Genomic DNA, 20960 nt, shown 5'->3' on the forward strand with positions numbered 1-20960 from the left:
GATGCGGATACTGCATACGGCAGATTGGCACTTTGGGCGTTCGCTCGAAGGCCGCAGCCGAATAGAGGAGCAGGAGGCTTTTGTCGAGGAGCTGGCTCAGCTCGTTCACGATGAACGGATTGATCTCGTCATGCTTGCAGGGGACGTCTATGATTCTGTCAACCCGCCAGCAGCAGCGGAGCAGCTGTTTTACGAGGCGGTAGCCCGTTTGGCGGATGGTGGCAAAAGAACGATTGCAGTCATAGCCGGCAATCACGATCATCCGGAACGGGTGTCGGCTTCGGCTCCACTTGCAGCAAGGAGTGGCATTCAGCTTGTCGGTATGCCGACTGCGGAGCCGCTTGTGATTGACGTGGCTCGTACGGGTGAGCAGGCCATCATTGCGGCGCTGCCCTACCCATCGGAATCGCGACTTCGCGAATTATTAAGCGAAGCGACAGATGAAGGCGTGCTCCGATCCGCTTATTCAGAGCGGGTAGGACGATTGATGAGGCAGCTTGGCTCTGCGTTCCGGCCGGATACGGTGAACTTGGCGATGAGCCATATTTATGTGCTTGGTGGTCTGGAGACAGATTCCGAGCGTCCGATTCAAATCGGCGGAGCGTATACGGTTGATCCGTCTGCGCTGCAGATTGGCGCTCAATACGTGGCGCTTGGGCACTTACACCGGCCGCAGCGAGTAGCTGGAGATGAGAAGATGCGCTACAGTGGATCGCCGCTAGCGTACAGCTTCTCGGAAGCGGGTCAAGCGAAGTCGGTAACGGTGTTTGATGCGGAGCCGGGCAAGGTTATCGTGCCGCAGGAGATTTTGCTAAGCTCTGGCAGACCGCTTGTTAGATGGACGGCAAAAGGCGGAATTAGCGAGGTATACAGCTGGATTGAAGAAGGGCGTGATTCACTTGCTTGGATTGATCTCGATGTATGGATGACTGAAGCAATGACCTTGCAGCACGTACAGCAGCTGCGCAAGCTTCATGAGGGACTCGTTCATATTCGTCCGGTCTATCCAGAGCAGGCGGAGGCGCTCGAAGCGGATCATCGCACTCGCGAGCAGCTGCCTGCTGAAGAGCTGTTCCGCCGCTTCTTCTCCCGCCAAACGGGTGGAGGCGAGCCGGATGCGGAGACGGTGCAATTGTTTCTTGAGTTGATTGCAGAGGAAGAGGAAGATACGCTGACTGTTTCTTCGGAAGAAGTGCTTGAGCAGCAGGTTGGAGGGGATCGCGCATGAAGCCAATATTGCTGCGATTAAGCGGCTTGCAGAGCTATCGGGAGATGCAGGAGGTCGATTTCGAGAAACTGACTGAAGCTGGCGTGTTCGGAATTTTCGGATCGACCGGCAGCGGGAAGTCAACTATTCTTGATGCGGTGACGCTTGCGCTCTATGGCAAAGTCGAACGTGCGGCGAACGGTACGCAGGGCATTATGAATCAAGCGGAGAAGACGCTCTCCGTTGCATTCACATTCGAGCTGGCTGGCGCTGGTGAGAAGAAACGGTACCGCGTCGAGCGGCAGTTCAAACGAAGCGGTGATGTGACGGTGAGCAACACGATCAGCCGGTTCGTGGAATTGACCGATGCGGGCGACGTTGTCATTGCGGACAAGCTTGCGGATGTGACCCGCTGTGTCGAGTTGCATATCGGGCTTAATATGCAGGACTTCACACGCGCTGTCGTTCTTCCGCAAGGGAAGTTCGCGGAGTTTCTGTCGCTGACAGGCAAGGATCGCCGTTCGATGCTCCAGCGGTTGTTCCGGCTGGAGCGATTCGGCGACGGGCTGGCGCTGAAGCTAAGCCAGCGCATGAAAGCGGCTGAAGCCGCGCTGAATGAGGCGGCGGCCGAGCAGCATGGCCTCGGCGATGCCTCTTCCGAAGCGGTGGCTGCCGCGGAGGCGCGATACCGCGAAGCGGCAGCTGTGGCTGCAGCAGCGCGTGCAGCGCTCGCGGATGCGGAGCGGCTGCACGCGGAGCAGCTGCACGTGCGCGAGCGATTAACCGCGCTGCGCAGCAAGGAGGCGCGGCAAGCGGAGCTGCTCGCCGAGGCGCCGCGCATTGCGGCGCTCGAGCGCGAGCTTGCGCGCCTCGCGGCGGCGGAGCGGCTCGCGCCCGCGCTCGCTGCCGCAGGCACGGCCGCCGCGGCGCTGCGCGCTGCCGCGGAGCGCCGCGAAGCAGCCGGGCTGGCGCACGCTGCCCGGCAGGAAGCGGCCACGGCCGCAGCCGCCGCGTGGACGGCGGCCGCCGCCGATGGCGCAGCTGGTGAGCCGCGACTTGCGCTGCGGCTCGGCCAGCTTGCGGAAGCGCAGCGGCTAGAGGGCGAAGCCGCTGCGCTTGCGAAGAGCGCGGCCGAAGGCGAGCAGCGCGCTCGCACAGCGGCACAGCGGCACGACAGCTTTGGCGCAGAAGCGGCCAAAGCGCAGGAGCAGCTCAGCCGCGCCACGGCGAAGCAGGCGGAGCTGCGCCAGGAGCTGAAAGCGGCGGAGCTGACCGCCGCCGACCGTGAGAAGCGCGAGAAGCTCGGCAAACAGCTGCAGCAGCACCAGCATTTACTCGCTTCAAAGGCGGCAGCACAGCGTGAGAGCGACGCTGCCGCGCAGCAGCTGAAGCGCTCGATGGGACTTCATGGAAAAGTACGGATGGAGATGGAGCAAGCGGAGGCTGATGTACGTGGACAGCTGGAGCAGCTGGTGCCTGTATGTGCCGAGCTATCTGAGATCAGCAGTCATTTGACTGTAATGGGCAGCATGCTGCCGCAGTGGATCGAACGAACACGCGCTGAGCAGCGTGAACAGGAACGGCAGGCGCTAGCTGCCCAGCTGGCGGCAGGACTTGTCGAAGGCGAACCGTGCCCGGTATGCGGTTCATGCAATCACCACGGCAAGCATGATCGAGCGATTCAAGGAGAAGCGGACGCAGGAGCGAGCCATGTTTCGGCATGGGAACAGGCGCAGCGTCACGTTCAAATGGCGCAGCTGCGGCTGACACCACTGCAAACGAAAGCGGAATCGGCGCGAGAGCGTCTCATGGAAGCAATCCACATGGATGAAGCGGCTGAATCGCAAATAGGCTGGACACGGTTTGCGCCGATTAGCGAAGCAGCGGCCGCACTAGCCGATACGATTTCACCTAGCTCTGTTGTTTCTAATTCAAATGCCTCCGCTGATTTCTACTCGGAAGCGGTGGAGCAAGTCGACCTCTTTGGGGATGTATTCGATAGCTGTGAAGAGGAGACCGCATTGACTGTCTCTGTTGATCCCGAATCCGTTGATCCTGTCTCTGTTGATCCTGAATCCGTTGATTCCGTATCTGTTAATCTTGTTTCCGCTGATCCTGACACTGTAGATCCTGTCTCTATTAATCCCGCCCCCGTTGATTCACCACTACAAGCCGCAGCTCTCTCCTCGAGTGAGGCGCTGCTTGCCACACAGCAGGCGCTTACCGCTCTATCAGAGCAGATCGCTGTGCAGGAGGCTTGGCTGCAATCGGCAGAACGAGGATTTACGAGCAGCCGTAATCGGCTTACCGAAACCACGCGTAAACACGAGCAAGCTGCAAGTGAGCTTCGCACTCAATTTGCGTTGTCGAACCGCGCTTCGGAGCAGCGGGAGCAAGCCGATAAGCAGCTGGCAGAGGGGCTGGCGAAGTGGCAGGAGCAATTCGGCGAAACGCTTGCGCCTGAGCAAGCCGAGGAGCTGCTTGAACAGCTCGCAAGCCGTGAGAACAGCTCGGAAGAGCTGCGGATGAGATTGGAGAAGAGTGTAAGCTACATCGAAGAGAAGACGCTCACCATGCAAGAAAGCACGAAGCAGGCGCAAGCTGCCGAGCTGGAAGCCGCTACGCTTGCCGAGAAACTTGCTGGCCAGCAGCTTCAGCTTCAAGAGAAGCAAGGACAGCTGCATCAGATGACAGAAGGTGTTCCAGCAGCACAATTAATTGCAGCGGCGGAACAAGAATTAACGAAGCTGCGAAGCTCGCTCAAGCAGCAAACTGAACGTCATGAAGCTGCACAGGCGGCTCTTCAAGCTGCTTTGCTGACCCAGAGCCGAGAGCAGGAAGCAGAGCGTGCTGCCGCTAACCGCCACGAGGAAACGAGTGCTGAGTGGGAGGCGCAGCTTGCACGTTCGCCGTTTGAGAACGGCGAGGAGGTTGTTTCCTTGCAGCCACGCCTTACGGAGCAGAGCAAGCTGCTAGAGGAGGCAGCAAAGTTCCACGAAGCAAGCAACCAAATTGCCGCTCAGATTGAGCTGTTGCGTGACCAGCTTGGCGGACGGAGCCAGACCGAGGAAGAGTGGGAAGCAGCAGTCCTGCAGCTTGCTCGCTGCCGCGAAGAGAACGAGCTGCAGCTTGGGTTGTCAGCCAAAGCTGAACGAGATCAAGAAGAGCTGAAGCAGAAGCAAGAGCGGTGGAATGCGCTCGAAACGAAGCGGACCCAGATGGATCAGCTCACCGGACGGTTGAAGTCGCTTCAAACCGTCTTTCGCGGCAATGCGTTTGTTGAATACGTGGCTGAGGAGCAGCTTGTGCAGGTGTGCAGAGCCGCCTCCGAGCGGCTTGGCTTCTTAACGAAGCGCCGTTATGCGTTGGAAGTTGATTCCGGCGGCGGCTTCGTAATCCGCGATGATGCGGGAGGCGGTATTCGCCGGCCTGTATCGACATTGTCTGGCGGCGAGACGTTCCTTGCTTCGCTTGCTCTCGCGCTGGCGCTCTCCGGACAAATTCAGCTGCGCGGCAAATACCCGCTGCAGTTCTTCTTCCTCGACGAAGGCTTCGGTACACTTGATCCGGAGCTGCTCGATACGGTCATTACAGCGCTAGAGCGGCTCCATAACGAGACGCTAGCAGTTGGTGTTATCAGCCACGTGCCGGAGCTGCGCGCGAGATTGCCAAGACGGCTGATTGTAACGGCTTCGGAGCCTGCTGGACGAGGCAGTACAGTTGCGCTCGAAACGATGTGACGGTTCTGTTAACATTACGTTTTTGCCTCCAGGCACCCTTGCAAACCGCGCTTGAAACGGCTAACTTAGTAGGGAGATTAACGAAATAATGTTGGTTAGCCTGGAGGTATTTGACTTGGAAGAGAAACAAAAGAAACGTCCCATATTTACGCCCGTCATTCTACTCTTGCTGACGATGAGCTTAATGGGCAACGTCGTTTTGTATACGAAGAAGATTCAGAACGATCATGACACGCGAGTGGCGCGTGGAAATATAATTATTCAGTCTGGCAATGAAGCAAAGGAACACTTCAAGCTGGTTGTCGATACGGCGCAGCACATGCTGGACAAGCAAGACGTTTCATCGCGTCTTGCGGACAAGAGTAAGCTGCTTGCCGTTTTTCAAACTGCTCCGCAAGTGATTCAGTTTATCAAGGAAGCGGAGGCTTCGAAGGGTCAACCGTTTCAAGCAGACAAGCGGGACGCCGCAGCTTTCATGAAGCAAGCGCAAACGAGACTTACGAACATTGGTAATCATGAAGGTCCTTTAAAGGCGAATGAAACAGAGTTCTTGCAGTTTCTAATCAAGACGTATCAAGCCTGCGCTGAGACGATGCAGCCGTTCGACCATGATACGTGGTCCGAGACGAATGCATTGACCATTCTCGTTGATAAAGAGTGGGTCGCAATGGCTGGGAAGCTACAGCAAACGATGCATGATTCACCTGTTTTGAACTTGAGCAAATAAGAGGCTGTTCCCTCATCGTAGTCGAAGGACCGACGGAGGGAACAACCTCTTTTTTATTTGAAGAAGTGTCAACGGTATTATGAGGAAGAATCAGCAACCTATCTCGGCAAGGTTCCGTTATTGAAGATGGGGGTGAATAGCTTGAAGGCTTTGATGTCTATTCTAGTGCTCGTTTTATTAATGGGTTGCGCAGAGAGCAGCAAGATCCCAGGGGAGCAATCCGTTAACGAAAGCTTTCTTAAGAACAAGGGATTCGATGTTATTTCGTATGAAGGAAGAGCTGAAAGCTACGTACTCACGAAACAGAAAGTTTCGGACCTGCCGTATATGTTGTACTGGGGATTGCAATCCGTTGACCTTTCTAAGTATTTCGGAAAGACGATAAACGTTGAGAAGTTTATCGTAAAGAATCATCCGTTAAGACAAGCTGAAGCTGAAGTTGATGTGTACGTCTATGAAGTCGATCGTCAACCAATCGGAGGAACTTCATATCCACATGGAGAAACATCCGTTGGTGGTTATTGGTCCCTAGAAGGTAAAACGTTAGAAGAACTTCAAGATAAACCTTTTCAAGAGTGGCAGAAAGAATGGATGAACAAATATAAGGACTAAACGGAAAGGGCGTCATTCGACGACTTTATCAAATAAAGAAGCCCTTCCCGTGTAGCTTGGGAAGGGCTTCCTGCACTTATGAATGCACGGATTTCTTCATATCTGCAATTAACAGCGAGGCCGCTTTGCGCCCGCTTGAGAATGCGCGCTCTGCCAGCTCGCCCTTGCCTTCACAGCCGTCGCCGCAGAAGAAGAACGGCATACTCTCAATCCGATTCGGCAACAGCCGGTTGCCGGTGACGTTCTTCACGCTCTGCACCATCGCTTTTTTTGACACGCGCTTCACTGCTACTGCTTCGCGCCAACCTGGATAGTGGCGATCGAACAGTGATTCCATCTGCTGCGTTTTCTCGTCTAGGTAGGCTTTGCGGTCGGTTTCACCGCCGCTGCTCTCGTCGCTAAGGTAGGCGATCCCTTGCAGCAGCTGGCCGCCTTCCGGAACGAGCGTATGGTCGGTCGCGGATACATCGGAGATGAACAGCTTATGGTTCATATCACTTATGTAGCTGAACGGCCGTGCAACGACGTGGTTAAGTCCGATATCGTAAACCATGACCTCTGTTGCCGTGTTGAACTCATATGGTGCCAGGAAAGGCTCCCAAGGCGTCCCACGAAGCAGCTTTGTCACCTGCTGAACCGGCATCGCGAACACGACTCGGTCGAATTGTTCCTCGCGTGACTTCGTCTTAAGCAAGTATTTGCCTTGCTCGTACCGGATGCCGTCAACGCCTTCTTGCAGGGCGATGGACCACCGATCAGTCTTCTCGATAGTTTCTCTCAGCTGATTCGTAATGACGGCCCAGCTGCCCAGTACATAGTTGACCGGACGATGCGAGAGGAACAGGTTATGATAATAGTCGCTGATGACTGCGCCTGGAACGCGCCGAGCATCCTCGGGAGTAATGAAGAAGTTGCTGCATACGAGATGCTCCCACAGCTCTTTTACATCCTCGGCTGCGCCGGAATCGTCCAAATAGTCGCCAAGTGTATCGTAATGTTTGATTTGATGAATGTTTGCAATGATTGCTGTAATTTCTCCGACAAAACGAACCTTCTGCATCGTTGTTAGAATATCGGTCTTCACGAGGTTTACGAAGTCCATCGGTGCCGGTGTGAGATGCTCGCCTTTCTCATACATGACCTTGCGTTTGTCGACTTGCTTGCTGCTGAATCGCAGCTCCAGCTCGCGTTCCATGTCAGTTAGTGTGTGCCTGTCCAGACCGTAGATGGCATGTGCACCGTAGTTGAGCGTGAAGCCGGCCTTCTCATACGTAAATGCTCGTCCGCCAAGCTGCGGACTCCGCTCGAATAGAACACCCCGGATGCCAGGCTGCCCTGAAAGGTAAGCAGCTGCGGTTAATCCCGCTAGTCCGCCACCGATAATGGCCACTCTCATTGTCGTACTCTCCTCCTCATATCTATCCCAATTATACGCATGACCAAAATGTCAATCCATCTCATTAATGGCTGATAGTCTGATCAAATCGGCATAGATTCACTTTGCGAAACGGATTGAATCCGCCTCTTCTCATGTCGATTTTTGTTCCTTCATGGAAGGCAGGAATTTGCTTCCATCTATTGAACTGATATAAATCAACTATTCATTATCCTAGATTAAGGAAAGCGGGGAAGATCAACGATGGATAACAAGAAACTGATCATTTTTCTAGACAGCGGAGACACAATTATTGACGAATCGACTGAAGTTAGAGATGAAGAGGGGATTGTCATTAGCGCAAGTGTGATACCGGGAGCGGATGTGATGGTAAGGACGCTCTTTGAGAGAGGGTATACGCTTGCTCTGGTCGCCGACGGTGATGCGCAGTCTTTTAAGAACGTTTTTAAACAGAATGACCTGTATGAATATTTTACGACGATGATTTATTCCGAAACGATCAAAGCAAGCAAGCCAAGTCCTCGCATGTTCAAAGCGGCAATTGGAGCGCTGGACCTTAGTGAGTCCGATTGCTCCCGTATTATTATGGTTGGCAACAATTTAAGCCGTGACGTTAAAGGTGCTAATGCGCTTGGAATAACGAGTGTGTTTCAAAGCTGGACGACACGCTATCCGCATACGCCAGCAGATGAGACAGAGCAGCCGGCTTATACCATAAATGAGCCATTGGAGCTGCTTAACTTGGTTGAACAGTTAAATCGCGAGCTAGTGCTTAACTAGGCTTATCCATGCATAACTTCCTGATCTGTGATAGATAAACGCCCATTTTGCGACTGACTAGGCGCCATTTGCCCACGGGCGAATATCATGGTAACAGAATGAAGGAGGTCATGAACAGCATGGAGAAGAAGGTTACGACTTCCCCAGTCGGGAAGGCACCTAATCAGCCGATGCCTTCCAAAAAGTCGAATGTTTCCAAAGGCTGGAACATGCCGAAAGGCTGGAATCTATCAAAAGGCGCGAACGCATCGAAAGGATCCAATGCATCAAAAGGGTCAAACGCATCCAAAGGCGCAAATGCTTCGAAAGGCGACATGAAGCATGAGAATAAACCGATGGTTATGGAGAAGCACGAAAAGCATGAAAAGCATCACACTCATCATGAAATGAAGCAAAAATGCCACGAGCATATGCACCGCTACGTCCTTGTGCACACGCATGACGGCTGGTGCTGCGACGGTATTGTTGAACATATCGACGATGAATACGTATGTCTCGCCGTGCCATGCGGCGGCAATGTGGACCAACACCAACGCGCGTTTTTCCCGCAACCGCCGTTCTTCCCCATTTATCCATACCCGTTCTTCCCGCGCAGACGGTTCGTTCGGCAAGTATTTCCGCTCTCGACGCTGCTCGGATTATCGGTACTGCCCTATTATTAATTTACTAATTCTCGGCAATATGCCCTCCGCCGATGTACAGAGCCGACCTTGTGTCGGCTTTTTGCATTCTAATTAACTCACCGCGTGGTATCAACAGGCATTATTTTTGCTGAAAATTGTCAGATTATCGTTTATTATGAGTATGCAGTTATTCTCATTGATGAAAGAGGGACATTGGTGCATCAACACATGCATGGTTCTTATGACCTAATGTTGGTTTTATTCTCGTATTTGGTTGCGACAGTCGCTTCTTATACGGTGCTTGATTTAATTGGTAGGATCAGTACCTCGAGGGGGATGCAGCGCTGGGGGTGGGTTGCATTCGGCGCGGTCGGAATGGGGCTTGGTGTATGGTCGATGCATTTTGTCGGCATGCTTGCATACTCGCTTAGCACTTCTGTTACATATAATTTAAAAATGGTCATTTTCTCTGTGGTCGTCGTCATTGCAGCTGCGTTTGTTGCGCTCATTATTGTCGGTCAGAGCAAGCTGACGATCCCACGCTTGATTGCGGGAGGGCTGCTGCTCGCGACGGGGATCTCGGTCATGCATTATACCGGTATGGCTGCCATGCAAATCGATATTACATATGATCCGTTATTCTTCTCGCTGTCGATTGTCATTGCGATTATCGCATCGAACGTGGCTTTGTGGCTGTCATTCTTTCTGCGCCAGGGCAAGGACCGGAATAAGATATGGGTAAAGCTTGGCAGCAGTTTCATTATGGGAGCCGCTGTGGTAGGTATGCACTACACGGGGATGCATGCCGCTCAGTTTCAAATGCGGGCGGAATCAGACATGATGAAAGGCGTCGTGCTGAACCAAACGTTTCTACCTTATCTCATCGTAGGCGCAACGCTGTTCACACTAGGGCTGTCGATATTTGGCATTTACATCTCCAATCGCTTCTCTCGGAAGGATTCGGAGATTCATCAGAACGAACGATGGTACAAGTCGTTGTTCGAGAACAATCAAGACGGCATCATCTCCATTGACAAGGATCTCAATATCATCGACTACAATATGGCGATTACGGAGCTAACAGGTCTTCCTGGAAGCTGGTTTCAGGGTAACTCACTCAGCAGCCTGCTGCCTTTCATCGCAGAGGACGAATTAGAGCGAACACGGGAAAAGCTCAACAAGTCGTTATACGGAGAGATGCAAAACTATCCGTCCGCCATTATCCATCAGCTTGGCCATCGTGTTGATATCAACGTTGTCAATGTCCCGGTCAGTGTGAGCGGGCAAATCGTCGGCAGCTATGTCATCGCCAAGGACGTGACGGAGGAGAAGGCAGCGAAGGAGCAGATTCAGCATCTGGCGTTCCACGATGAGTTGACAGGCTTGCCTAACCGGCGTTGGTTCAATCAGGGACTTGCTCAGATGATTGAGAGCGGAACCGGACGGTTTAGCGTGATGGTCATGGACATGGACCGCTTTAAGTTAATCAATGATTCACTTGGGCATACGTATGGAGACATGTTTTTGCAGGAAGTGAGCAGGCGGATTCAAGCTTGCATCAGCGATTTCGACATGACGCTCTCCCGCATGGGCGGTGATGAATTTACGCTGCTCTGTGATGGTATCTATGGGGACGAAGAGATCACGCAAATTACGGAGCGGATCATAGAAGCGGTCGCGGTGCCTTATCGACTGAAAGAGAATGATTTCTACGTGACGACGAGCATCGGCATCGCGGTTTATCCCGAGCATGGTGCAGATGCGGTTCAATTACTCAAAAACGCCGATACCGCCATGTACGAGGTGAAGAAAAACGGAAAGAACGGCTACCAGTACTATACCAAAGAACTGCATGCGCTATTGCAGGAGAAGATACAGCTGGAAGGCGATTTAAGGCAGGCGCTTGCGCAGGGCCAGCTATTCCTCGATTACCAGCCGCAAGCCGATGCCGGGAGCAATCAGATCATCGGCGTCGAAGCGCTCGTCCGCTGGCAGCATCCGACGAAGGGCATTCTGTCGCCGGGTGTGTTCATTCCGATAGCGGAAGAAACGGCGATGATTTACGAACTGGGCACCTGGGTATTGCGGGAAGCTTGCCGGCAAATGAAAGCGTGGCATGACGCGGGAGGACCGCTCATTACGGTTTCAGTTAACCTGTCTTCCCAGCAATTCCATCAAGCGAATTTGACGACGTATATCAAAGATATTTTGGTGGAAACGGGACTCGAATCCCGTTATTTGGAGCTCGAGATTACTGAGAGCATGATGATGGATCCGAAAGTATCCAGCAGCATTCTGAATGAATTGTCGGAGTCTGGCATTCGCATTAGCCTTGACGACTTCGGAACCGGATATAGCTCGCTCAGCTATCTCAAGCTGCTGCCTATTCATAAGCTGAAGATTGACCGTTCGTTTATTCGCGACATTACCCAGAATGTGAATGACAAAGCGATTGTAGCAACAATTATTTCCATGGCGAAGCATTTGAACATGGATGTCATCGCGGAAGGCATTGAGACGAAGGAACAGCTCGACATTCTGGTGGACAACGATTGCAGCGAAATTCAAGGCTATTATTACAGTCGGCCGCTGTCTGCGAGCGATGTTGAAGCGATGTTCCTGAGTGACAAAGCACTGCAACCACTGCAATCAGAGCGTGCATAGTGACCGATTAGCAGTAGTTTGCCGAGATGGACTTGTCCGCATAATTTCGCTATGATGGGGAATAGATGTTTTCGCTTTTCGCACTAAACAGGTGAATGGAGGAGAAGAGAATGGATTGTATTTTTTGCAAAATAATCGAAGGCAGCATTCCATCCAAAAAAGTGTTTGAGAATGAGCATGTCGTTGCTTTCCACGACATACAGCCTGCTGCGCCGGTACATATTCTTCTCATACCGAAGAAGCATATCGCCACGATGAACGATGTGACAGACGCAGACGATGCGCTGATGGCAGAATTGCTTCGAGCAGCGCGCCATGTAGCTAGGGAGCTGGGCGTTGCAGAATCCGGTTATCGCCTGGTAAACAACTGTAATTCAGACGGCGGACAAATTGTTTACCACCTGCATTTTCACCTCCTCGGCGGGGAGAAATTAAAGGGGCTCGGTTAAGCTTTTTGCTGCTTCGTTGACGGGTTTGAGTTCTGTCTAGGCGCATGTATAAAAATAGCATGTCCAATGCAGTTGACACTGCCTATCTTAATCCATATAATTAAATTTGATGAACCGTGTTAACTTTTACTGGACGGTCTGATTCGGAGGGAGGGAAAACTGGTGTCTGAAACAAAAGTTCGCAAAAACGAGACGATCGATGCTGCACTCCGCCGCTTCAAACGTACCATCGCAAAGGATGGCGTATTGGCCGAGGTGAAGAAACGCAAGCATTATGAGAAGCCTAGCGTAAAGCGTAAGTTGAAGTCCGAGGCTGCGCGCAAGAGAAAGTTTTAGGAGGATCCTTCCACAATGAACCTTAGCGAACGATTAAACGATGATATGAAGCAGGCGATGAAGAGCCAAGAGAAGTTCAAGCTCACTACGATTCGGATGATTCGTTCGTCCATTAAGAATCAAGAGATCGAACTGAAACGTCCGCTTGAAGACGCTGAAGTGCTTGATATCTTAAGTCGTGAGATCAAACAACGTAAAGATTCCCTCCAAGAATTTAAGAAAGCCGGCCGCGATGATCTTGAGAAAGGCGTCGCAGCAGAAATTGAAATTATTAGTGTATACCTGCCTCAGCAGCTGACCGAAGAAGAGATCAAGTTGATTGTTCAGCAGACCATCCAGGAGACCGGTGCTTCTTCCAAAGCCGACATGGGGAAAGTCATGAGTGCGCTTTTGCCAAAAACAAAAGGGCGGGCTGACGGTAAACTAGTAAACACATTTGTGCAGCAATTTCTGCAATAACATAGGCTGACAGCCAAACACTCCTCGCTTGCGGGGGGTGTTTTTTCGTTATATCGTATTGACCATTTGGGCATATTAGCCCACAATTAGTGCTAACCTAAAGAAACGAGGCAGCATGCACAATGTTACGTAATTGGAAAGGAATCTTAGTACTTGCCATCCCGTCACTCGTTTCATTCGCTAGCATGACGATGACAGGTACGATTAATCTCATTATTGTCGGTCAGCTAGGCGCTCTTATCATTGCAATTGTAGGCGTTTCCAACATCATCATGTATAACGCATTCGCTCTGTTCTCGGGCATCGGCCACACGGTCAATTACCTTGTTGCACAGAATAACGGGTCAGGTGATATGCGCAAAGGCATCCAGCGTACGTACATCGCTTTGTATATGTGCATTGCGTTCGCTTTCGTGATCGCGCTTGTCGGGTGGGTAGGCGCAGGCGATATCCTTAGATGGACCGGAGGTTCGAAGGAACTTGTCGACACCGGAAGCTTCTATTTGGAGCTACGGTTCTACGGAATGGCATTCGGCATTATTAACTTCGCCTTCCATGGCTTCTTGCGCGGCATAGGCGCAACGAAGATGTCGATGGTCGTATCGCTCATCACGAATGTGCCAATTATTCTGCTCACGTATACGCTCACCTTCGGTGAATGGGGCTTCCCGGAGATTGGCTTAACCGGCGCGGGTATTGCAGTAATTTTCGGCGAAGGGATGCAGACGCTGATCTGTGCATTTATTTTCTTCGTCTTGCTGAACAAGAAGTATCAGACGCGCAGCCGAATTGCGTTCTCACTCAGCTGGCTTGAGACAAAGTTGATCTCCATTGAGAGCGGTAAGCTTGGCATTCAAGAGTTCTCGCTCAGCTTATCCATGTACATCTTTACTGCATTCGTGGCTCGGCTTAGTGACAAAGCGCTCGCGGCTAACGAAGTGGCGCTCAGCATTATGTCCTTCGGCTTCATGCCGGCCTTCGCCTTCGGTTCGACCGCCACGATTCTCGTCGGGCAGTACGTGGGCAAAGGGACGCCGCTGCTTGGTCGCCGCGCCGGCACGGATACCGCAATTCTCGGCTCGATCTTCTTGATTGTGCTTGGCACGGTTGAACTTATTTTTGCATCGGAAATTACGCATTTGTACACGAATGATAAAGAAGTGTATGAGCTGGCAGCGTATCTCATCAAAATATCCGCCTACTTGCAGCTATTCGACGGATTGCTGAACTTCTTCGCAGGCGGCCTGCGCGGCATCGGCGATACGACCTTCCTTCTGCGCGTTTCGTTTGTTGTCAGCTGGTTCATTTTTGTGCCGCTCGCTTATGTGTTTATCTTCGTGCTCCATTGGGGCAGCATGGGGGCGTGGCTCGCGCTGTATACGTTCCTAACCATATTCGGCATCGCGGTCATGGTCCGTTTTTACCGTACGGACTGGACGGCGGTGCGCCTGAAGGAAGCAGCTCACTGATAAAACGAAACGCCTTGCAGTCTAGGACGTAGATGTATTACAGACGCGGGGGAAAGTCGTTTGTTATCCAATAAGGGGGCTATTCATGCGAATGATCCAAAGATTGCGTATGCTTATCCTGCTGCCAATTGCTGCGTTGCTGCTCTGTTCGCTATTTGCTGCCGCGCCGGCGGCTGTTGCGGCCGAGGAAGCAGGCGGTGCGCTTGGCTCCACCGTTTACGTGGTGGAAGCGAAGGATACAGTTGATCCGAGCCTGGAGCATTTTCTGCAACGGGCATACAAAGAAGCGGAGGATGCGAAAGCAGCACGTGTGCTGCTTGTGCTGAACACACTTGGCGGGCTTGTTGACAATGCGCTTAACATTGGCGAGCTCATTCGAACGAGCAGTGTGCCGACGACCGTTTACATTCAAGGCAAAGCGGTATCGGCAGGCACCTATATTGCGCTGAATGCGGAGCAGATTGCCATGCAGCCGGGCAGTACAATGGGTGCTGCCGCTGTGGTTGATGGGAATGGCACGCTAATTACGAATCCGAAGACCGTATCATTCTGGACAGAGGAGATGAAGTCGGCGGCACTTCTGCATGACCGCGATCCGAATATTGCGGCTGCAATGGTCAATACAAATTTGACGCTGGAGCTGAAAGACCTCGGTAGAACGAAGGAGAAGGGCGACGTCCTAACGTTGTCTGCAGCTGATGCGGTGAAAGTCGGCTATGCCGAGTATACCGCGGCAAGTGTAGATGAAGCGCTTGACGGCTTGAAGCTGACGCAGCCGAATGTCGTGAATTTTCATGCGAGCGTAATGGAACGCATTGCACAATTTCTGACGACGCCGGTTATCATGACGCTGCTGCTCATTATCGGCATCGCTGGCATTGCCATTGAACTCATGGTGCCTGGCTTCGGGATTCCGGGTATTGTCGGTCTCATTGCTTTTGCGCTCTACTTCTTCGGTCATTATATCGCCGGATTCGCAGGGCTTGAAGATGTCGTCCTGTTCGTCATTGGGATACTGCTGCTTGTTTCTGAGCTATTCGTTCCGAGCTTTGGCATACTTGGCATACTTGGAGCGGCTTCGCTTGTGGCTGGCGTGCTGATGGCAGCACCGAATCCGAAGTCTGCTGGCTTGTCCCTACTCGCTGCGTTTATCGTTGCGGCAGTTATCGTATTTATAGTCGCTAAACGATTCGCACATCGGGGCGTATGGAACAAGTTTATTCTGAAAGATGCTCTGACGACAGAGGGAGGCTACGTATCCACGGCCAACAAGTCATCCTATCTCGGCATGAAGGGGACGACCATTACGCCGCTGCGGCCTGCCGGTACCGTTCGGATCGGCGATGCTCGTGTCGATGTCGTTACAGCAGGCGAGTTCATTCCGAGTGGCGTGAGCGTTGTCGTTATTAAAGTCGAAGGCACTCGCGTCGTCGTCGAACAGGAAATTGCTGCACAATAAACAAGTGGAGGGATTTTAGTTATGGGATTGGATCCAACAGTAACGGTTGTCATTATCGCGGTGCTAGCTGTAATCGCAGTATCGGTGTTCCTTAGCTTCTTCCCGATTATGCTCTGGATTTCGGCGCTGGCATCTGGTGTTCGCGTCGGTATTATTACGTTAGTAGCAATGCGGCTGCGCCGCGTCGTACCGAGCCGAATCGTCAATCCGCTCATTAAAGCGACAAAAGCGGGGCTTGGGCTGACAATTAACCAGCTTGAAAGCCATTTTCTTGCGGGAGGTAACGTAGACCGCGTCGTCAATTCGCTGATCGCGGCACAGCGTGCGAACATCGAATTGGAATTTGAGCGTGCTGCAGCAATCGACCTTGCAGGTCGTGACGTGTTGCTGGCCGTTCAGATGAGTGTTAACCCGCGCGTCATTGAGACGCCGATTGTAGCGGCTGTAGCGAAGAACGGGATTGAAGTAAAAGTTAAGGCACGCGTAACGGTTCGCGCGAACATTGACCGCCTCGTCGGCGGTGCAGGTGAAGAGACGATTATTGCCCGTGTAGGCGAAGGTATCGTTACGACGGTCGGTTCCTCGGATTCACATAAGGACGTACTTGAAAATCCGGATATGATCTCACGCACGGTGCTTGGCAAAGGGCTTGACGCGGGTACGGCGTTTGAAATTCTGTCGATCGATATTGCCGACGTTGACATAGGCAAGAACATCGGTGCGCATCTGCAGACTGAGCAAGCTGAGGCAGATAAGCGGATTGCGCAAGCGAAGGCGGAGGAGCGTCGCGCGATGGCGGTCGCTCATGAGCAGGAGATGAAAGCGCGCGTTGTCGAGATGAGAGCGCGAGTGGTTGAATCCGAATCGCAAGTTCCGCTTGCAATGGCTGAGGCGCTTAAAACTGGCAAGATCGGAGTCCTCGATTATATGAACTTCAAGAACATTGAAGCAGATACTTCCATGCGTAATTCTATCGGAGGCGGCACAGGCACTGCTCCGGAGAAGAATGAATAGCCCACATTCGCAATTGGAATCGTGCGGAGGAGGTGCATGAGTGAGATCGCTAATTGAACTCCTCTTCTCGAACATTTATATTGTCGTCATCTTCGTCGGGTTTCTGCTGACGATGATCAACAAGGCAAGAGGTAAGCAAAATTCGCCCAATCGAATGCCAACCTTCGGCGGTGAGCCTTCTAAGAGGCAGCAGCAGGAGCATCCTCCTGCCCCGACCCGTGATGCGCACACACCGCAGCTTGCGCGCCGACAAGAGCAGCCTACGCGGTCTGAGCAACAGCGTCCGGTGAAGCAGCCAGTAGCAGCTATGCCTGCGCCTGTATATACGACGCAGATGAAGCCGCGAGGCGATATGATCCCTTCGCAGCCTGAAACGGAGCCTGGTACGCTGCAACGGGCGCTAGCGGCGGAGCGTCCAGCGGCTGTTGCCGTAGGCGGCAGGCCGACTGCTGCGGCACGCCAGCCAGCTGAAGTGCCTCAGCGAGCGCAGGGCAGCACCGCGTTTCGCACGCCGCAAGGCGAGGAATTGCGCCGCGCCTTCGTTATGGCGGAGGTGCTAGGGCCTCCGCGCTCAAAGCGAACGCTTCGGCGGATGTAGCGGAAACGAGATAATCTAAAGAAGCAAATTGGTTACTATGAACGGACTCAAAGTACAGATTCCTCTTATAAGAGGAATCTGTACTTTTTATTTTCTTAAACATTTTTTATTGTTCAGATTGTTCAGACTTGAGCAGTACGTTTGCTTAAGTCTGAATTGTTATTCCAAGGCTTTTCGGATGAGATTCTAGGAGGCGTTTTTTTCGTTATTCAAATTTGATGGTACGATGTCACGATCCACACTCCATGCATGCCCAGCACGAATACGTAAAGGGCACAGGTAATGAACATTAAACCTCTCAGAAGCTTTGAAACCTTATGCGGAATAAGAAACAGAAGTAAAAGCGGAAGCATGACTTTGAAGAGGAAGAATGCAAGGGGGCTCTGGTGATAGAGCCAGTCCATGAACGGGTTGGCTTCATGAATGATGCCAGTTCGCAGCCCAAGGTCCGTTAAGATAGCGTCGCTTGCGCTCGTAATAAGTATGAAAGTGATTAAGATAATCCGCACACTGCGTCACCTCAAAATGGTAATGATACATTACGTTTCATTATATACAAAATGTATCATAAATACAAAAACGTATACCCTTCTGAGCAGTTGAACTCTCATATTTCCAGCAACTCGCGCATATTTTGGTACAGTACGGGAAGGGGGCCTCTGCCGGCATGAGCCGTTTAAATCGCAAACTTCGTAAAATGGCTGCCGATCTGCTCGATTTGCCGCAGGATGTCGTGATGGATTTGCCCCGGCTAACCATGATCGGCGACCGCCAACTTTACATCGAGAACCATCGCGGAGTGCTGCATTTTTCTAGCGATAAGCTGCGTCTCGCGCTAAGCAAGGGTGAAATAGAGGTGACGGGCAGCGATCTCGTCATACGTACGATATGGACAGAAGAAGTCGTCATAGAAGGCTTTATTAAAAATATAGAAGTACGCGAGTAATGCGAAAGGGAGCAGCGCTTATGGCGGAAGCAACGCTTCCTTAAGCGTGTGCTGGACAAGTAGCAATGCTAGAACAAAGTAAAGGGGGGCAAGAACAATGAGTGCGACGAATGCAACGTGGATGCAATGGCTCCGCGGATATATCACAGTTCGAGTGCGCGGCGAAGCTGCAGAGAAGCTGGTGAACACCGCGCTCTCGAAAGGGCTGTCGCTTTGGTCCATCAGGCGGACAAGCAAGGGTGAGCTTGACTGTTACTTGCTTGTGACGGATTTCTTCGAGCTTCGTCCGATCTTGAAAGAGACAGGCTGCCGCATCCATGTGACGTCGCGTCAAGGACTGCCGTTCTGGGTGCGCCGCGCGCAGAAACGTGTTTTTTTTGCAGCGGGGCTCGTCCTGTTCTTTATCGGGATGTATTTGCTCTCATCGCTCATCTGGTCCATCGACGTGAAGGGTAATAATCGGCTCTCGGAGGAGCAAATATTACAAGTCGCCAAGCAGGAGGGACTATACCCGTTCCAATGGTCGTTTCGGCTTGACGATGTGACCGTATTGTCGAAGAAAATGGCGCAGAAGCTTCCTGGTGCGGCATGGGTCGGTGTTCAGAAGCAGGGTACGCGAATTACGATTCAAGTCGTAGAATCTTCAGTGCCGGATAGGAAGACGCCGATGAACCCGCGCCATCTCGTCGCTTCGACCGATGCTGTCGTGACGAAAGTGCTAGCCGAGACCGGCAGGCCCGTCGTTAAACGCAATATGCGAGTCAAGCAAGGCGATGTGCTCATCTCAGGGATGCTTGGGGATGAGAATAACGCCAAAGCGGTCGTTGCGAAGGGCGTCGTGAAGGGCATTGTGTGGCATGAATATGACATTGTTTCGCCGCTCACCCGTCAGACGAAGGTTTATACGGGCGAGAAGAAAGTGGTGTGGTATGCGGTTGTCGCAGGTCGGGCGATGAAGGTAAGCGGATATGGCGGCAGTCCCTTCGCGATGTATGAAAGTGTGAAGCAGGAGGAGCAGGCCGCGTGGCGAACGATGAAGATGCCGTTTGGAAGAATGAAAGAGACGATTCTGGAAGTGAAGCTGCAAAGCCAAACGGTCAGCGTCGAGGAGGCCAAAGCTGAGGGAATCGAGCAGGCAAAGGCAGATGTACTGGCTAAAGTCGGCCCGGATGCACAGGTACTTGGCGAAAACATTTTGCATGAAAAGACGGACAATGGTAAAGTTTATATGAAAGTGCTTTTTGAGGTGGATCAATCGATTGTGAAAGAGAGACCGCTAGTTCAGATGCAAGGGGATTGAGTATTTTTGCAAAATGAATTCAAAGTAGCTAAAATTCCACTTGCCAACGCAGCGGAGGGGCTAGCACTATTTGGCCCGCAGGATAAGTATTTACGGTTAGTTCAGAAGCAAACGTCAGCAGACATTGCATCCCGTGAAGCGGAAATTTCGATCTCGGGTACTAGCGCCGAGGTTGATTCTATCGAACAGCTTTATACTGTGCTTCAGCAGCTCGTGCGAGGCGGCTACACACCGTCCGAACGCGATATTATGTATGCGCTTGACCTTTCGCGTACGCTGCAGGCAGATCAGCTGCTAGATTTGTTCAAGGCCGAAATTACGACAACGTTTCGTGGCAAACCGATTCGGGTAAAAACGATTGGTCAGCGCCACTACGTAAAGACGATCAAGCGAATGGATATTGTGTTCGGGATCGGCCCAGCCGGTACGGGCAAGACGTATCTCGCGGTTGTTCTCGCGGTAGCTGCCCTGAAGGAAGGCTCCGTCAAACGGATCGTTCTGACGCGTCCTGCGGTTGAGGCCGGCGAGAACCTAGGTTTCCTGCCAGGCGATCTGCAAGAGAAGGTAGATCCGTACTTAAGACCGCTGTACGATGCACTGCATGACGTACTCGGGCCGGATCAAACGACCAAAGCATTTGAACGCGGACTTATCGAAGTAGCACCGCTCGCTTATATGCGTGGCCGGACGCTCGAGGATTCATTTATTATTTTGGACGAGGCACAGAATACGACACCGGAGCAGATGAAAATGTTCCTGACTCGTCTCGGTTTTGGCGCGAAGATGGTCATCACCGGCGACGTTACCCAAATTGACTTGCCCCGCGGCAAGCGTTCGGGACTTATTGAAGCACAGCGCATCCTCGCCGATATTCCGGAGATTAGCTTCATCCTCTTTAACGAGCAGGATGTCGTCCGTCACTCGCTTGTCCAGAAGATCATAACGGCATATAATGTGGACGCAGAGAAGCAGGTTTAAATTGGATTATTTGTTACCCACTCAAAAATAGCGTTGTGACCGAAGGTCACAAAAGCGACTCCTCCCGCGAATGTTACTAATATCGACAAAAAGCGGCATTCTTCCAATTGTTTAAGCCGGCATCCAGTGGCGAAAGAACGCCGCATGTAAGTGTGTCCGCGCCAGCGGACGAAAACGAGCCTTCGTCGAAGGATGGTCGAAGA

At 52.2% G+C, this 20960-nt stretch carries 19 protein-coding genes; 17 read left to right on the forward strand and 2 right to left on the reverse strand.

Features of this window, described 5'->3' with window-relative positions; genetic code table 11:
• Window position 1 precedes the first annotated feature (1 nt).
• From BMY11_RS06375 to BMY11_RS06390, 4 genes are all read left to right on the forward strand, one after another.
• Window positions 2-1228: an exonuclease SbcCD subunit D gene (locus tag BMY11_RS06375; protein ID WP_090573665.1), complete on the forward strand. Its 1227-nt coding sequence runs from the start codon at window positions 2-4 to the stop codon at window positions 1226-1228.
• Window positions 1225-4947: an AAA family ATPase gene (locus BMY11_RS06380; RefSeq protein ID WP_090573666.1), complete on the forward strand. Its 3723-nt coding sequence runs from the start codon at window positions 1225-1227 to the stop codon at window positions 4945-4947. The genes BMY11_RS06375 and BMY11_RS06380 overlap by 4 nt, the downstream gene beginning before the upstream one ends.
• Before the next feature lie 115 nt (window positions 4948-5062).
• Window positions 5063-5674 (forward strand): hypothetical protein, encoded by a 612-nt coding sequence (locus BMY11_RS06385; protein ID WP_143069222.1) that lies wholly within the window; start codon window positions 5063-5065, stop codon window positions 5672-5674.
• Between the two features lie 132 nt (window positions 5675-5806).
• Window positions 5807-6286 (forward strand): DUF4830 domain-containing protein, encoded by a 480-nt coding sequence (locus BMY11_RS06390; RefSeq protein WP_256217374.1) that lies wholly within the window; start codon window positions 5807-5809, stop codon window positions 6284-6286.
• A 76-nt stretch (window positions 6287-6362) separates the two neighbouring features.
• Here the strand turns inward: BMY11_RS06390 and BMY11_RS06395 are convergent, their stop codons facing one another.
• Window positions 6363-7682, reverse strand: a complete 1320-nt coding sequence (locus BMY11_RS06395) for an FAD-dependent oxidoreductase (RefSeq protein WP_090573668.1) — start codon at window positions 7680-7682, stop codon at window positions 6363-6365.
• A 243-nt stretch (window positions 7683-7925) separates the two neighbouring features.
• On the opposite strand from BMY11_RS06395, the gene BMY11_RS06400 reads away from it, so the two are divergent.
• From BMY11_RS06400 to BMY11_RS06445, 10 genes are all read left to right on the forward strand, one after another.
• Entirely contained in the window at window positions 7926-8462 is a 537-nt protein-coding gene (locus tag BMY11_RS06400) for an HAD family hydrolase (protein ID WP_090573669.1), read from the forward strand.
• A gap of 119 nt (window positions 8463-8581) precedes the next feature.
• Window positions 8582-9124 carry a hypothetical protein gene (locus tag BMY11_RS29210; protein ID WP_256217333.1) on the forward strand — a complete coding sequence of 181 codons (543 nt, stop codon included), beginning with the start codon at window positions 8582-8584 and terminating at the stop codon, window positions 9122-9124.
• 177 nt (window positions 9125-9301) lie between these two features.
• Entirely contained in the window at window positions 9302-11749 is a 2448-nt protein-coding gene (locus BMY11_RS06410; RefSeq protein ID WP_256217334.1) for an EAL domain-containing protein, read from the forward strand.
• A 110-nt stretch (window positions 11750-11859) separates the two neighbouring features.
• The gene (locus tag BMY11_RS06415; RefSeq protein ID WP_090573671.1) at window positions 11860-12198 is read left to right on the forward strand and encodes a histidine triad nucleotide-binding protein; all 339 of its coding nucleotides are present in this window, start codon (window positions 11860-11862) and stop codon (window positions 12196-12198) included.
• A gap of 162 nt (window positions 12199-12360) precedes the next feature.
• A complete protein-coding gene (rpsU, locus tag BMY11_RS06420) occupies window positions 12361-12534 on the forward strand; it encodes a 30S ribosomal protein S21 (protein ID WP_090573672.1) in 174 nt (57 codons plus the stop codon).
• Between the two features lie 15 nt (window positions 12535-12549).
• The gene (locus BMY11_RS06425; protein WP_090573673.1) at window positions 12550-12993 is read left to right on the forward strand and encodes a GatB/YqeY domain-containing protein; all 444 of its coding nucleotides are present in this window, start codon (window positions 12550-12552) and stop codon (window positions 12991-12993) included.
• Window positions 12994-13115: 122 nt separating this feature from the next.
• Window positions 13116-14462, forward strand: a complete 1347-nt coding sequence (locus BMY11_RS06430) for an MATE family efflux transporter (RefSeq protein ID WP_090573674.1) — start codon at window positions 13116-13118, stop codon at window positions 14460-14462.
• Between the two features lie 91 nt (window positions 14463-14553).
• Window positions 14554-15921, forward strand: coding sequence for an NfeD family protein (locus BMY11_RS06435; RefSeq protein WP_256217335.1), 1368 nt, complete (start codon window positions 14554-14556; stop codon window positions 15919-15921).
• A gap of 21 nt (window positions 15922-15942) precedes the next feature.
• Entirely contained in the window at window positions 15943-16935 is a 993-nt protein-coding gene (floA, locus tag BMY11_RS06440; protein ID WP_090573675.1) for a flotillin-like protein FloA, read from the forward strand.
• A 40-nt stretch (window positions 16936-16975) separates the two neighbouring features.
• Window positions 16976-17533: a hypothetical protein gene (locus tag BMY11_RS06445; RefSeq protein WP_090573676.1), complete on the forward strand. Its 558-nt coding sequence runs from the start codon at window positions 16976-16978 to the stop codon at window positions 17531-17533.
• 209 nt (window positions 17534-17742) lie between these two features.
• Here BMY11_RS06445 and BMY11_RS29675 read toward each other — a convergent pair whose 3' ends face one another.
• Window positions 17743-18042, reverse strand: a complete 300-nt coding sequence (locus BMY11_RS29675) for a DUF5658 family protein (protein WP_090573677.1) — start codon at window positions 18040-18042, stop codon at window positions 17743-17745.
• Window positions 18043-18200: 158 nt separating this feature from the next.
• Between BMY11_RS29675 and yqfC the strand changes: the two genes are divergently transcribed.
• The 3 genes from yqfC (at window position 18201) to BMY11_RS06465 (ending at window position 20757) form a co-directional block, all read left to right on the forward strand.
• Window positions 18201-18479, forward strand: coding sequence for a sporulation protein YqfC (yqfC, locus tag BMY11_RS06455; protein ID WP_090573678.1), 279 nt, complete (start codon window positions 18201-18203; stop codon window positions 18477-18479).
• 97 nt (window positions 18480-18576) lie between these two features.
• On the forward strand, window positions 18577-19779 hold the full coding sequence (yqfD, locus tag BMY11_RS06460; RefSeq protein WP_090573679.1) for a sporulation protein YqfD: 1203 nt from the start codon (window positions 18577-18579) through the stop codon (window positions 19777-19779).
• A 6-nt stretch (window positions 19780-19785) separates the two neighbouring features.
• Window positions 19786-20757 (forward strand): PhoH family protein, encoded by a 972-nt coding sequence (locus BMY11_RS06465; RefSeq protein ID WP_090573680.1) that lies wholly within the window; start codon window positions 19786-19788, stop codon window positions 20755-20757.
• The last annotated feature ends 203 nt before the right edge of the window (window positions 20758-20960 follow it).

It is taken from the genome of Paenibacillus sp. OV219 (assembly GCF_900110075.1).
GTDB lineage: Bacteria > Bacillota > Bacilli > Paenibacillales > Paenibacillaceae > Paenibacillus_Z.

What these genes read in the sequence shown, in the direction of transcription:
- BMY11_RS06375 (WP_090573665.1), top strand. Translation starts at nt 2, where the DNA reads ATGCGGATACTGCATACGGCAGATTGGCACTTTGGGCGTTCGCTCGAA.
- BMY11_RS06380 (WP_090573666.1), top strand. Translation starts at nt 1,225, where the DNA reads ATGAAGCCAATATTGCTGCGATTAAGCGGCTTGCAGAGCTATCGGGAG.
- BMY11_RS06395 (WP_090573668.1), bottom strand. Translation starts at nt 7,682, where the DNA reads ATGAGAGTGGCCATTATCGGTGGCGGACTAGCGGGATTAACCGCAGCT.
- BMY11_RS06400 (WP_090573669.1), top strand. Translation starts at nt 7,926, where the DNA reads ATGGATAACAAGAAACTGATCATTTTTCTAGACAGCGGAGACACAATT.
- BMY11_RS29210 (WP_256217333.1), top strand. Translation starts at nt 8,582, where the DNA reads ATGGAGAAGAAGGTTACGACTTCCCCAGTCGGGAAGGCACCTAATCAG.
- BMY11_RS06415 (WP_090573671.1), top strand. Translation starts at nt 11,860, where the DNA reads ATGGATTGTATTTTTTGCAAAATAATCGAAGGCAGCATTCCATCCAAA.
- BMY11_RS06425 (WP_090573673.1), top strand. Translation starts at nt 12,550, where the DNA reads ATGAACCTTAGCGAACGATTAAACGATGATATGAAGCAGGCGATGAAG.
- BMY11_RS06430 (WP_090573674.1), top strand. Translation starts at nt 13,116, where the DNA reads ATGTTACGTAATTGGAAAGGAATCTTAGTACTTGCCATCCCGTCACTC.
- BMY11_RS06435 (WP_256217335.1), top strand. Translation starts at nt 14,554, where the DNA reads ATGATCCAAAGATTGCGTATGCTTATCCTGCTGCCAATTGCTGCGTTG.
- floA (WP_090573675.1), top strand. Translation starts at nt 15,943, where the DNA reads ATGGGATTGGATCCAACAGTAACGGTTGTCATTATCGCGGTGCTAGCT.
- yqfC (WP_090573678.1), top strand. Translation starts at nt 18,201, where the DNA reads ATGAGCCGTTTAAATCGCAAACTTCGTAAAATGGCTGCCGATCTGCTC.
- yqfD (WP_090573679.1), top strand. Translation starts at nt 18,577, where the DNA reads ATGAGTGCGACGAATGCAACGTGGATGCAATGGCTCCGCGGATATATC.